Origin of the sequence: Kribbella sp. VKM Ac-2568, from assembly GCF_004345365.1 — a bacterium.
In the GTDB taxonomy this organism is placed as follows: Bacteria; Actinomycetota; Actinomycetes; order Propionibacteriales; family Kribbellaceae; genus Kribbella; species Kribbella orskensis.
Map to the genome: position 1 here is coordinate 618,342 of NZ_SLVF01000005.1, position 11,782 is coordinate 630,123.

At 70.0% G+C, this 11,782-nt stretch carries 10 protein-coding genes; 6 read left to right on the top strand and 4 right to left on the bottom strand.

Annotated elements, in window-relative coordinates; translation table 11 throughout:
• Positions 1–30: 30 nt before the first annotated feature.
• Together EV648_RS17490 and EV648_RS17495 are read left to right on the top strand one after the other, a co-directional pair.
• Positions 31–696: a response regulator transcription factor gene (locus tag EV648_RS17490; RefSeq protein ID WP_132292052.1), complete on the top strand. Its 666-nt coding sequence runs from the start codon at positions 31–33 to the stop codon at positions 694–696.
• Positions 697–732: 36 nt separating this feature from the next.
• Positions 733–2,070 carry a HAMP domain-containing sensor histidine kinase gene (locus tag EV648_RS17495; RefSeq protein WP_132292055.1) on the top strand — a complete coding sequence of 446 codons (1,338 nt, stop codon included), beginning with the start codon at positions 733–735 and terminating at the stop codon, positions 2,068–2,070.
• 8 nt (positions 2,071–2,078) lie between these two features.
• On the opposite strand, the gene EV648_RS17500 is transcribed toward EV648_RS17495, so the two are convergent.
• A complete protein-coding gene (locus tag EV648_RS17500; RefSeq protein WP_241995284.1) occupies positions 2,079–3,062 on the bottom strand; it encodes a TAXI family TRAP transporter solute-binding subunit in 984 nt (327 codons plus the stop codon).
• Between the two features lie 299 nt (positions 3,063–3,361).
• Between EV648_RS17500 and EV648_RS17505 the strand changes: the two genes are divergently transcribed.
• Together EV648_RS17505 and EV648_RS17510 are read left to right on the top strand one after the other, a co-directional pair.
• The gene (locus tag EV648_RS17505) at positions 3,362–6,379 is read left to right on the top strand and encodes a glycoside hydrolase family 38 C-terminal domain-containing protein (protein ID WP_132292061.1); all 3,018 of its coding nucleotides are present in this window, start codon (positions 3,362–3,364) and stop codon (positions 6,377–6,379) included.
• Positions 6,380–6,584: 205 nt separating this feature from the next.
• Positions 6,585–7,916, top strand: a complete 1,332-nt coding sequence (locus EV648_RS17510; RefSeq protein WP_132292064.1) for a cytochrome P450 — start codon at positions 6,585–6,587, stop codon at positions 7,914–7,916.
• Between the two features lies 1 nt (position 7,917).
• Here the strand turns inward: EV648_RS17510 and EV648_RS17515 are convergent, their stop codons facing one another.
• Positions 7,918–8,421, bottom strand: coding sequence for a DUF5709 domain-containing protein (locus EV648_RS17515; RefSeq protein WP_132292067.1), 504 nt, complete (start codon positions 8,419–8,421; stop codon positions 7,918–7,920).
• A 138-nt stretch (positions 8,422–8,559) separates the two neighbouring features.
• On the opposite strand from EV648_RS17515, the gene EV648_RS17520 reads away from it, so the two are divergent.
• Together EV648_RS17520 and EV648_RS42630 are read left to right on the top strand one after the other, a co-directional pair.
• Positions 8,560–9,714, top strand: a complete 1,155-nt coding sequence (locus EV648_RS17520; protein WP_132292070.1) for an aromatic acid exporter family protein — start codon at positions 8,560–8,562, stop codon at positions 9,712–9,714.
• Between the two features lie 62 nt (positions 9,715–9,776).
• Entirely contained in the window at positions 9,777–9,920 is a 144-nt protein-coding gene (locus EV648_RS42630; protein WP_158294009.1) for a hypothetical protein, read from the top strand.
• 228 nt (positions 9,921–10,148) lie between these two features.
• Here the strand turns inward: EV648_RS42630 and EV648_RS17525 are convergent, their stop codons facing one another.
• Together EV648_RS17525 and EV648_RS17530 are read right to left on the bottom strand one after the other, a co-directional pair.
• Complete coding sequence (locus EV648_RS17525) at positions 10,149–10,592, bottom strand: OsmC family protein (protein ID WP_132292073.1); 444 nt, start codon at positions 10,590–10,592, stop codon at positions 10,149–10,151.
• Positions 10,593–10,599: 7 nt separating this feature from the next.
• Positions 10,600–11,772, bottom strand: a complete 1,173-nt coding sequence (locus EV648_RS17530) for a phosphatidylinositol-specific phospholipase C1-like protein (RefSeq protein WP_132292076.1) — start codon at positions 11,770–11,772, stop codon at positions 10,600–10,602.
• Positions 11,773–11,782: the final 10 nt, after the last annotated feature.

Here is an 11,782-nt window from a genome sequence, read left to right on the forward strand (position 1 = left end):
CATGAAGCTCTCCTGCCCTACGATCACGGCATGAGCGGCGCCGTCAGGATTCTGTTGGTCGAGGACGATCTAGATATCGCGAACGCTCTGATACCTGCGCTGCGCCGATACGGGCTGATGGTGACGCACGTCCGGACCGCCGCGGACGCCCTCGCGGCGGACCCCGGCGACCTGGTCCTGCTGGACCTCGGACTGCCCGACGGCGACGGCATCAACGTGTGCCGGCAGATCCGCACGGTGTCAGACGTCCCGGTGATCGCAGTGACCGCGCGAGGTGAGGCGGCGGACCGGGTCCGCGGCCTGCGCAGCGGCGCGGACGACTATGTGGTGAAGCCCTTCGCCATCTCCGAGCTACTGGCCCGCATCGATGCTGTACTACGGCGTACCGGACTACTCCAACCCCGCCCCCGGGTGACAGTCGGCGACCTGACCGTGGACATCGAGGCACGCACCGTCCAGGTCGCGGACAAGCCCGTCAGCCTGACCCGCAAGGAGTTCGACGTGCTAGCTGTGCTGGCCGCTCACCACGGCCGGGTGGTCCCCCGCGAGCAGGTCGCCCTGTACGCCTGGCAGTCCGTCTTCGAGGCCTCGTCGCGGACCATGGACGTGCACGTCGCGAGCCTGCGGGCGAAGCTCGGCCGGCCCGAGCTCGTGCAGACCATCCGCGGCGTCGGCTACCGCCTGGGTTCGGACTGACCGTTGCGTCGTCGCCTACTGCAGTCCCTTGTCCCGATGGTCATCGTCCTGGCCATCTTCGCCGCGGTGCCGCTGGCGAACTTCATCGCCACCGGCACGTCCCGCACGCTCTTCCTGTCCCGCAGCAACGACGCGGACTGGTTCGCCACGATGGCGGAGGGACCACTGCAGTCGGGCGACATCGCCAACCTGCGCGAGCTGGCGGTCCGGTACCACCAGCTCTACAACACGCCCGTGTTCGTCGTCGACGTCGACCGCCGGGTGATTGCGACCTCGCGGTCCGGCGTCGTGGTCGCGGAGCCGGACATCAAGATCGCCCTGGACAGCACACTGGCCGGCCGGCTTCCAACCGAGCCGCCCGCGCTGTGGCCCTGGCGCTCCGGCGAGATGGTGGTGGCCCGTCCGGTCGTCAACAACGGCCGCGTCCTCGGTGCGGCGGTGCTGCGAGTGCCGACCGAGAACGCCCGCGACGACGTGCAGCGCGGTCTGCTGCTGCTGCTCGGCGGTCTGCTGATCAGCATCGGAGCCGTTGTCATCGGCAGCGTTCGCCCGGTCACGCGCTGGGTGCTGCGGCCGCTGAACGACCTCGACAACGCGACCCACCAGGTCACCCGCGGCGCGCTGGACACCCGGGTCTCCACGGACGGCCGCGCACCGGAGCTCCGAAGACTCGGGGACAGCTTCAACTCGATGGCGCTCAGCCTGCACCAGGCCCGCCAGCGCGAGCGGGAGTTCGTCGCCGACGCGTCACACCAGCTCCGTACTCCGCTCACCTCGGCCCGGATCCACATCGAGGGCCTGTCCCGGCTGTCCCCCACCGCCCGCTTCGCCCTCAGCGACATCGACCGGCTCGGCCGGATCGTGCAGCGGCTCTCCCGGCTGGCCGGCTCGGACCGCCCAGGTGATGTCGAGGGCAGCGAAGAGCCACTGGACCTGGCCCAGGCCGTCAAGGAGCGGCTGGTCGGCTGGAAGGCCGTCTACGCCGCCGACGACCTGGAACTGATCATCGGCGAGATGGTGCCCGGCGGCGTCGCCCCCGAGCTCGAGGTGGACGACATCCTCGACGTGCTGCTCGACAACGCCTCGAAGTACGGCGCTCCGCCGGTGGAGGTGTCCGTCCTGCGGGACGGCACCGAGGTGGTCCTCGCGGTCCGCGACCACGGTCTCGGACTCGGCTCGCGTGACCTCAAGAAGGTCGGCGACCGCTTCTGGCGCAGCGCCCACCACCGGGAGATGCCCGGTACGGGTCTGGGCCTGGCCATCGTCCGCTCCGAGGCCGCCCGCGTCGGCGGCCGGGTGGTGGCTCGCCCACCCATCGGCGGCGGCCTCGTGATCGAGGTCCGCGTCCCCCTGATCGACGACTACGAGCTCTAGCGTCCCACTCAGATGTGGTTGGTGCGGTACCAGCGTTCGGCGGCGTTGTGGAGCGGGATCGGCATGGTGGCGATCGCGGAGCGGGCGTCGAGGGAGCCTGCTTCGGGGTGCACGGCCATCAGGTCGGTCTGGCGGCGGAACATCGTGTTCAGCGTCCACCAGGCCCAGGAGTCGGACAGGCCACGGCGGGCCAGCAGGTAGTTCGGCACCGCGAGAGTCGGGACCGCGCTCGCCACCTGGTAGATCGACGGCGGGATCGACGACAGGACATAGCCGCCGAAACGCTTCAGGGCGATCATCTCCGCCACCGGGCCGATGTCGACCAGCCGGAACCCGATGTCCTTCTGCAGGCCCTTGATCGGGTCGGTGGGCAGACCACCGCTCCAGATCATCGCGTCGATGCCGTTGCTGGTGGCCGGGTCCTTCGCCAGCGCCTTGGCCCGCAGCGCCGCGACCGACTCCTGCAGGCCGAGCATCCTCGGCCTTATCTTGACCTTGGCGGTGCTGAGGATCCGGTTCGCCACCACCCTGGTGCCGGAGTTCGGCGGCCCGACGCTGACCACGCGGCCGGCCAGGTCCTTCAGCGAGAAGATGTCTGAGGCGATCGGGACGACGATGTGCACGTAGTTGTCGTAGGTCCGGGCCAGCGCGGTGAAGCGGAGCGCGCCGCTCGAGAACGTCTCCACGCCCTCGTAGGCGTCCAGGGCACAGTCGGACAGCGAGAAGGCTATGTCGGCCTTGTCGGCCGCCAGCATCTTGAGGTTCTCCACCGAGCCCTCGGTGAGCAGCGGCTGCATGGTCACCCCGGTCACCTCGGTGACGAGCTTTGCCAACCCGGCACCGTAGATCGCGTACACGCCGCCCGCGTTCCCCGTCGCGAACCTGCCCGGCTCAGCCGGAGCCGGCTCAGCCGACTTCCCGCGGGAGCATCCCGGCGTCACCAGAGCCGCGGCTGCCGCAGCTCCGAGTCCGAGCACACTACGGCGATTCATCAGGCGGGGACGATCCATAGGGGACAACTTAGAGGTCAACCGGTCCGAGTCGGTAGTCACTCCACTCCCACGCGTACTCACGGGGCCGGCGATTCTCTTGTACTGCGAGGCTGTGGTTCACCACCTGCCCAGAGCGGGACACCCCCAGGCCGTCCTGATTCCTGTCCGGATAGTGGCATGGAAGTGCTACTCGCGGGGCTGGGACAGACAGCGTCTGGACGGGTCTGGGGTGGATGTGACAGCGTTGTCATCGCGTCGGCCGTCAGGCCGCGGAGAAACCGTCATCGGAGGATGATTTCGTGCACGACGACCGATCACTCATCGAGGAGCGGCTGGGGCGCGCCCTGCGGGAGCGGATCCGCCCCGCGATCTACGGCGCCGCCGTACCGCTGGACATCAAGGTGTGGCACGCGCCTGGTGAACCGGTACCGCCCGCCGAAGCACTCGCCGCGACCTACGAGCCGGCCGAGATCGGGCTGCCCTGGGGCCCCGCCTGGGGTACCGCGTGGTTCCACTTCAGCGGCCAGGTGCCGGCCGAGTGGGCCGGGCAGGAGATCGAGGCCGTGATCGACCTCGGCTTCAGCGGCGGCCCGGGCTTCTCCGCCGAGGGGCTGATCCACACCACCTCCGGCGTCCCGCTGAAGGGCCTGCACCCGCGCCAGACCTACGCGCCGCTGTCCATCCTCGGCCCGGACGGTACGTCGGCCTCGACCGGTGACCGGATCGAGTTCTACGTGGAGGCCGCGGCCAACCCCGAGGTGCTCGGCTCGAACGCCTTCGCCCCGACCGACGTCGGCAGCAAGCCTGAGCCGGGCGGCAAGCCGATCTACCAGCTGGCCCGGGCCGACATGGCCGTCTTCAACGCCGAGGTGTGGGACCTGATCCTGGACCTGGAGGCCCTCGACGGCCTGCAGCGGGAGCTGTCCCCGCAGGAGCCGCGCCGCAAGGAGATCCTGCGCGCGCTGAGCCGCGCTCTCGACGTCCTTGACTACGAGAACATCGCCGGTACCGCCACCGACGCCCGTGCCGAGCTGACCGACGTACTAAGCCGTCCGGCGCACGCTAGCGCACACCAGCTGTCCGCCGTCGGTCACGCGCACATCGACTCCGCCTGGCTCTGGCCGCTGCGCGAGACCCGCCGCAAGGTGGCCCGCACGGTGTCCAACGTCGCCACCCTGGCGCAGGAGTACCCGGAGCTTGTCTTCGCGTTCTCCCAGGCCCAGCAGCACGCCTGGGTGAAGGACAACTACCCGGAGGTCTGGGAGCGGCTGAAGAAGGCCGTTGCCGACGGCACCATCGTTCCGGTGGGCGGCATGTGGGTCGAGTCCGACACCAACCTGCCCGGCGGCGAGGCGCTGGCGCGGCAGTTCGTGCACGGCAAGCGGTTCTTCCTGGACGAGTACGGGATCGACACCCAGGAGGTCTGGCTGCCGGACTCGTTCGGCTACACCGCGGCCCTGCCGCAGCTGGTGAAGCTGTCCGGCTCGAAGTGGTTCCTGACCCAGAAGATCTCCTGGAACAAGGAGAACAAGTTCCCGCACCACACCTTCTTCTGGGAGGGCCTGGACGGGACCCGGGTGTTCACCCACTTCCCGCCGATCGACACCTACAACTCCGACCTGTCCGGCCGTGAGCTCGCGCATGCGCAGCGCAACTTCGCCGAGAACGGCGCCGCGACCCGCTCGCTGGTCCCGTTCGGGTACGGCGACGGCGGTGGCGGTCCCACCCGCGAGTTCGTCGCGACCGCCCGCCGGGTGGCCAACCTGGAGTCCTCGCCGCGGGTGACGATCGAGTCCCCGACCGAGTTCTTCAGCGCGGCCGAGGAGGAGTACGCGAACGCCCCGGTCTGGTCGGGTGAGCTCTACCTCGAGATCCACCGCGCGACGTACACCTCGCAGGCCAAGACCAAGCAGGGCAACCGGCGCAGCGAGCACCTGCTCCGCGAGGCCGAGCTGTGGTCCGCGGCGGCCGTGGTGGCGGGCAAGCTCGACACGTACCCGTACGAGGACCTGGACCGGATCTGGAAGGCCGTGCTGCTGAACCAGTTCCACGACATCCTGCCGGGCAGCTCGATCTCCTGGGTGCACCGCGAGGCCGAGGCGACGTACGCGAAGCTGGCCGGGGAGCTCGAGGCGATCATCGCGACGGCCCAGCAGGCACTCGCCGGCGAGGGGTCGGCGCAGATCGTCTTCAACGCGGCGCCGCACACCCGCGGCGGCGTGGCCGGTCTCGGCGCCGGCGTGGCCGTCGGCGAGGGCCAGGCGGTGACGATCGACAACGGCGTCCTGGACAACGGCGTGATCCGGGTGACGGTCGACGACCGCGGCCTGATCACCTCCCTGTACGACGTGGCGGCCGACCGCGAGGTGATCGCCCCGGGCAGTACCGCGAACCTCCTGCAACTGCACGTGGACACCCCGAACCACTGGGACGCCTGGGACGTCGACTCGTTCTACAAGAACAACGTCCGCGACGTCACGGAGGTCGACAGCGTCGACTTCAGCACCGTCGAGGGCGTCGCCACGGTCGTGGTGAAGCGCTCCTTCAACCGGTCCAGCGTCACCCAGACGCTGCGGCTGCGGCCGGGCGCCAAGCGGCTCGACATCGAGACCTCGATGGACTGGCACGAGTCGGAGAAGTTCCTCAAGGCGGCGTTCCCGGTCGACGTGCACGCCGACCGGTCCGCGTCCGAGACCCAGTTCGGGCACATCTTCCGCCCGACCCACCAGAACACCTCGTGGGACGCGGCCAAGTTCGAGATCGCGGCGCACCGCTGGGTGCACGTCGGCGAGCCCGGCTACGGCGTTGCCGTGGTCAACGACTCGACCTACGGCCACGACATCAACCGGACCGCCCGCGAAGACGGCGGCACGACCACCACGATCCGTACGTCGCTGATCCGCGCGCCGCGCTTCCCCGACCCGCAGACCGACCAGGGCGTGCACGTGGTCAACCACGCGCTGGTGGTCGGCGCCGGTATCCCGGACGCGATCGAGGAGGGCTACCGGATCAACCTGCCCGAGCGGGTCGTCACCGGTGCCGCGGGCATCGACCCGATCGTTGCCCTGGACAACGGCAATGTGATCGTGGAGGCGGTCAAGCTGGCCGACGACGAGTCCGGCGACGTGGTCGTCCGGCTGTACGAGTCCAGCGGCGGCAGGTCCCGCGCGACCCTCACCCCGGGTTTCGCGGTCGGCACGGTCACCGAGGTCGACCTGCTGGAGCGCCACCTGGCCGACCGTGAGCTGAAGGACGGCGGCGTCTCGTTCGAGCTCCGCCCGTTCCAGATCCTCACCCTCCGCTTCACCCGCAACTGAGCACCACCTACGCCGGCACGACCGGCAGCTGAGCAACGCCTGACAGCTGGACCAACGCCTGACTGCTGGAGCAAAGAAAGGGCCGCCCTGTCCCGGGCGGCCCTTTCGCGTTCCCGGGAGCGAGCGCGCCACCTGATCGATCCGCGGTGTTCACAGTCCTGACGTAGCGTTGGTGGGGCCGACGTTGCCGACCTCGGGAGCTGGCATGACACCGACGCCTCTGCTCGGAGCGCGAACCCTCGACCGGGAGACGGCCCGTGCCCTGCCGCCCGGCCCGCGGCTGCCGACGCTGGCCCAGACGGTGCTGTTCGCCGGGCACCGCAAGACCTTCTTCCCGCGGATGCGCGAGCGGTACGGCGACGTCTTCACCATCCGGCTGGTCCCGTCGAGCCGGGTCGTCGTGGTGCTCAGCCGGCCGGAGCACATCCGCGAGGTGTTCACCACCCCGCCGGGCATCATGCACGCCGGCGAGGGCAACACCGTGCTGCAGCCGATCATGGGCGACCACTCGCTGCTCCTGATCGACGACGAGGACCACGCCCGGATGCGCCGGCAACTGATGCCCGCCTTCAACGGCCAGGCCCTGCGCGGGTACGCGGAGATGATCGCGCGCCTCGCCGAGCACGACGTGCAGTCCTGGCCGATCGGCGAACCCTTCCGCCTGCACGACCGGATGCGAACCCTCACGCTCGAGGTGATCCTGCAGGTCGTCTTCGGCGTGACCGACCAGAACCGGCTGGAGCAGCTCCGCCCGCTGGTCGAGCGGGTCGTCTCGGTCCGCCCGATCATCATGCTCGGCGGCTTCTACCCACGCCTGCTGCGGCTGCCACCGTGGCGCACCTACCTCCGCATCCAGCGCCGCCTCGACGACATCCTGTACGCCGAGATCGCGGCCCGGCGGAACTCCGAGAACCTTGCCGAGCGCAACGACGTACTCTCCAAGTTGCTGGCCGCGGGCACCTGGTCCGACGTGGAGCTGCGCGATCAGCTGGTCACCCTGTTACTGGCTGGACATGAGACCACGGCGACCGCACTGGCCTGGGCGTTCCACGAGCTGGCCCGCAAACCGGATGAGCTCGCCGCCGGGCAGCGGGCCGCCGACGCCGGTGACGACGACCGGCTGGAGGCGATCACCAAGGAGTCGATGCGGCTGCACCCGGTCGTGTACCAGGTCGGCCGCCGGGTCACAGAGACCGTCGAGATCGCCGGCTACCGGCTGCCACGCGGGACCACGATCATGCCGGCGATGGGACTCCTGCACTCCGACGAGCAGCACTACCCCCAGCCGCTGGAGTTCAAGCCCGACCGGTTCCTCGGCGACAACCCGCCCGCACCCGGCACCTGGATCCCGTTCGGCGGCGGAGCCAGGCGCTGTATCGGGGCCGGCTTCTCCCTGCTGGAGGCGACCGAGATCCTCCGCGCCACCCTCACCCGGTACGGCGTCCGCGCGGTGCGGGAGGCTCCGGAGACAGCGCAGCCGCGGAACGTGACCTTGGTCCCGTCCCGCGGCTGCGAGATCGTGGCGGAGCGCCGGTAGGTCAGTCCTCGAGGTCGCCGACGTCGCCCAGGTCGACGTCGCGGACGTCCTCGAGGTCGGTGTCGTCCTCGTCGTCCAGCTCGAACGGCTCGTCGTCGTCCACCACGTGCACGGCCGCCTCCTCGGCGCTCGCCGCCGCACCGTCGAAGCCGACGTCCTCGGCGACCAGCTCCTGCTCGTCGTCGGAGTGGGCGCCCTCGTCCGGCGCGACCAGGCGGCCGGAGCGCACCTCGCCGATCTCCGGGCCGCCGACGTTCTCACCCTCCTCGGCGTACGGGTCCACGTCCGGCTCCTCCTGGGCGATCCGCTGGTCCAGCGTCTCCCCTTCCAGCGCCTCCTCCGCGGTACTGCCGAAGCCTTCGCCCGCGGACCACTTCTCCGGCGGCGAGTAGCCCTCGTCCAGGAGGTCGTCCACGCCGCGGTTGTCGAGGGTGTCCTCCGGCTGCAGCTGGTCCTCGTCGTCGACGCTGTAGCTGCCGTAGTCCTCACGGTTGTTCTCGGTCATGCCCCCAACCTTCGCTGTCCGGGCGGTGGGAAGCAAGGCGGCACCCGGCGCCCCGGTCCCGGACCCGCGCCCGCCGTCGCCGGTCCATGCCCTGGTGTCGTCGGGTCCGAGCGCGGAGTGATCCCCGATGATGGGGTGATGGACCCGGTCAGGCTGACGATGGCGCAGCTCCGCGAGCTGCGGGACGACGTCGCACCGCGGGCCGCGCGCCGCTCCAAGGCGTCCGTTAACCGGCGGCTGGACCGCTGGCGCGACCGCGCGTTCTTCATCGCCCAGTGCGCCCTGGCCGCCGCCACCGCCTGGGCGCTGGCCCGGTACGTCGTGGGCCACGCGCAGCCGTTCTTCGCGCCGGTCGCGGCAATGGTCTGCCTGGGGTTCAGCTTCGGACAGCGGCTGCGCCGGGTCACCGAGGTGATGGTCGGCGTCGCCGTCGGGGTCGGGGTCGGCGACCTGTTCGTGAAGCTCTTCGGCACCGGCGTCGTGCAGATCGCCTTCGTGGTCGCCCTCGCGATGAGCGTCGCCGTGCTGCTAGGCGCGGGCAACCTGATGACCACCCAGGCCGGCGTACAGGCGGCGCTCGTGACCACTCTGCTGCCGGATCCGGGCGCGGGCTTCAGCCGCTGGCTGGACGCGGTCATCGGCGGGGTGGTGGCGCTGGCGGCGGCGACGATCGCGCCGGCCGCCGCGATTCGTCGCCCGAGGCAACAAGCCTCGGGAGTGCTGAACGAGCTGGCGGAGATCCTGATCGAAACCTCCGACGGCCTCCAGGCGGGCGACGAGGAGGCCGTCACCGACGCGCTCAGAAGGGCCCGGGACAGCGAATCCCTGCTGGACGACCTCCGCAGCGCGGCCGACGAAGGCGTGGCCGTGGTCCGGCTGTCGCCGTTCCGCCGCCGGCACCGCGGCCGGGTCCAGGAGGTCGCCGACCTGGTCGTACCGCTGGACCGGGCGATCCGGAACATCCGGGTCCTGGTCCGCCGCGTGGCGGTCTCCGTCTGGCGCGAGGAGCGGATGCCCGACGAGTACCCGATGCTGCTGGACCGGCTCGCGGACGGCACCCGGCTGATCGCGGAATCCCTCTTCGAGCCCGCCGCCGACGTCGCCGCGCACCGCGTCCTGGGCGAGCTCGGCCGCCGTACCGCGGTGATGCCGACGCCCCCGGGGCTGTCCGCGGTGGTCGTCCTGGGTCAGATCCGCTCGACCATCGTCGACCTGCTCGAACTGACCGGTTCGACGTACGACGAGGCGCGTGAGCTCGTCCCGCTCCGGCACGACGGGCTGGATGAGAAGTAGGTCACACCAGAAAGATTTGCCGGATCCCCGTCATGGCCGGCGCCGCGCTGCGTCTCACAGGCATGACGATCCACCGACTGATGAGCGTTATCGCCACCGAGCAGGTGCGCCCGCGCGGCGATGACCAGCCCAGCGACACGACGGCCGCCCAGGCCGCCTCAGTGGTCTCCCCCAACGACCGGAGCGGCGCCGCCGCCGAGCAGTAAGGCGCCTCACCGGACGGACGGACAGGCGGCGCACCCGGACGGTCTTCCCCACCGAGGTAGACCGCACGGAAGTCGCATGACGCACGAGGCGCCCTGATGCGAGGCGTCGCCTGTTCCGTCGCCCAGTGCCCCGCTCACGCGGAGCACAGAAACCACCCGCTGGCTGTCCTGACGCCGATTGCGCGAGGCTCAGGGCAGCCAGCAGGGTGGTTTCGTCATTTCCAGCCGCTACTTCTCCACCAGTACTTCGGTCGTCACCGAGTTCGCGATGAAGCACTCCTGGTGGGACAGGTGGTGCATCCGCTCCAGCGTCGCCTCGTCCGGGGTCTCGCCCGCGAAGGTGATCTCCGGGTGCAGCGTCACCCGGGTGATCGCGATCCGGCCGGCCTCGTTCTTCTCCATCACCCCGACCGCGCGATCGACGTACGAGTCGACCACCAGCCGCTTCTTCGCCGCGATGGCGAGGAAGGTCAGCATGTGACAGGACGACAGCGCCGCCACGAACGCCTCCTCGGGGTCGACCCTCGCCTCGTTGCCCAGGTAGACCGGGTTGGCCGACCCGGGCACGATGACCCCGTTGTCGAAGCGCCACTCGTGGTCGCGGCTGTAGGTCTGGTAGGTGAACTCGTGCTCACCACGGCTCCAGCTGATCGCGGCCACGTGCTCCGACATGTTCGAGTCACCTCTCCGAGACGTTCCCCCGGCACCAGGACGGCGCCGCCACCGGATTGCATCGTACGGGGGTGTCCCCAGGCAGCTTCGCGACGAAGTCACTGTCGTACCGCGCAGCCATCCCCGCCACCGGGAAGTCGGTGGTGACCCACTGGGCCCCGCTCTCGAGCGCGATCCCGATCCGGCTGGTCTCGTTCGCCAGCACCGTCGCCATCGGCTCGTCCGACCGGGTGCGGACCAGGTAGCCCTTGCGCACCAGCCGCTGGATCTCGGCCTGGTTCGCACCTCGCGGGTCGTTCACCATCGTCACCGCGGCGTCCGGCTGCCCCTCGGGACCGCGGGTGAAGACGGCCCGGCCCTCGAGGTTCGGCTTGCCCTCGCGGTACAGGTCGCGGATCTCGCCCTCACCGCCGTTGTCGAAGAAGAACATCACCTTGCCGCGAGCCTGGTCGAGCGTCGGCCAGCCCTTGGTCAGCACGGACTTCTCCAGCGTCAGGCCCTTGCGCCGGACGTCGTCGGGCGACAGCAACTGCCGCTCGGAGAGGACCGACCGGATCTCGGTGTCGATGCCGTTCAGATTGGCCAGGTCCCACGGCGGCGCCTTCACGCCACCGGCGGCGACCACCTTCGGGTCGGACTGCTTCAGCTCCAGCTGGATCGTGATCGGCGCGTGGTCCGGGTGCTGGTCCGACCAGGTCTTCACCTGCTTCAGGCACACCACGAAGCTGCGGCAGTTGGTGTTGTAGTCGAAGTCCGGCACGTGCATCACCTTGATGCCGGGCTTGGCCAGTTCCGGGTCGGTCAGTGGGCCCTGGCCGGTCAGCTTCCGGATCAGCGGGTAGGTGTAGAGGCCGCCGGCCGGGTCCGGGAACAGGTCGAGCTCGAGCGCGCGGATGTTCTGGTCCTGCAACTGCCGCGGGATCGAGGCGTGCGAGTAGAACAGGTTGGTCGCGCCGGGATCCTGCGCCTGCTGGACCTGCTTCTCCACCGCGCTCAACTCCCGGTGGTAGGAGTTGTGCGCCCCCATCTGCTGAATCTGGTTCAGCCGGAGGGCGGACTGGTGGTCCGATCCTCCCTGGTCGGTCTGCGGCTTGCCCGCCGTGACCGCGGTACCTGCGATCCCTGACGCGGCGACGGTCACGGACGCGAGTGCCGCGACCCATTTGCTGCTGATCTGCATGCTGCTGTTC

Excerpts from the sequence above, each read along its gene's own strand:
- EV648_RS17490 (WP_132292052.1), top strand. The coding sequence starts at position 31 with ATGAGCGGCGCCGTCAGGATTCTGTTGGTCGAGGACGATCTAGATATC.
- EV648_RS17495 (WP_132292055.1), top strand. The coding sequence starts at position 733 with ATGGTCATCGTCCTGGCCATCTTCGCCGCGGTGCCGCTGGCGAACTTC.
- EV648_RS17500 (WP_241995284.1), bottom strand. The coding sequence starts at position 3,062 with ATGAATCGCCGTAGTGTGCTCGGACTCGGAGCTGCGGCAGCCGCGGCT.
- EV648_RS17510 (WP_132292064.1), top strand. The coding sequence starts at position 6,585 with ATGACACCGACGCCTCTGCTCGGAGCGCGAACCCTCGACCGGGAGACG.
- EV648_RS17515 (WP_132292067.1), bottom strand. The coding sequence starts at position 8,421 with ATGACCGAGAACAACCGTGAGGACTACGGCAGCTACAGCGTCGACGAC.
- EV648_RS17520 (WP_132292070.1), top strand. The coding sequence starts at position 8,560 with ATGGACCCGGTCAGGCTGACGATGGCGCAGCTCCGCGAGCTGCGGGAC.
- EV648_RS42630 (WP_158294009.1), top strand. The coding sequence starts at position 9,777 with ATGACGATCCACCGACTGATGAGCGTTATCGCCACCGAGCAGGTGCGC.
- EV648_RS17525 (WP_132292073.1), bottom strand. The coding sequence starts at position 10,592 with ATGTCGGAGCACGTGGCCGCGATCAGCTGGAGCCGTGGTGAGCACGAG.
- EV648_RS17530 (WP_132292076.1), bottom strand. The coding sequence starts at position 11,772 with ATGCAGATCAGCAGCAAATGGGTCGCGGCACTCGCGTCCGTGACCGTC.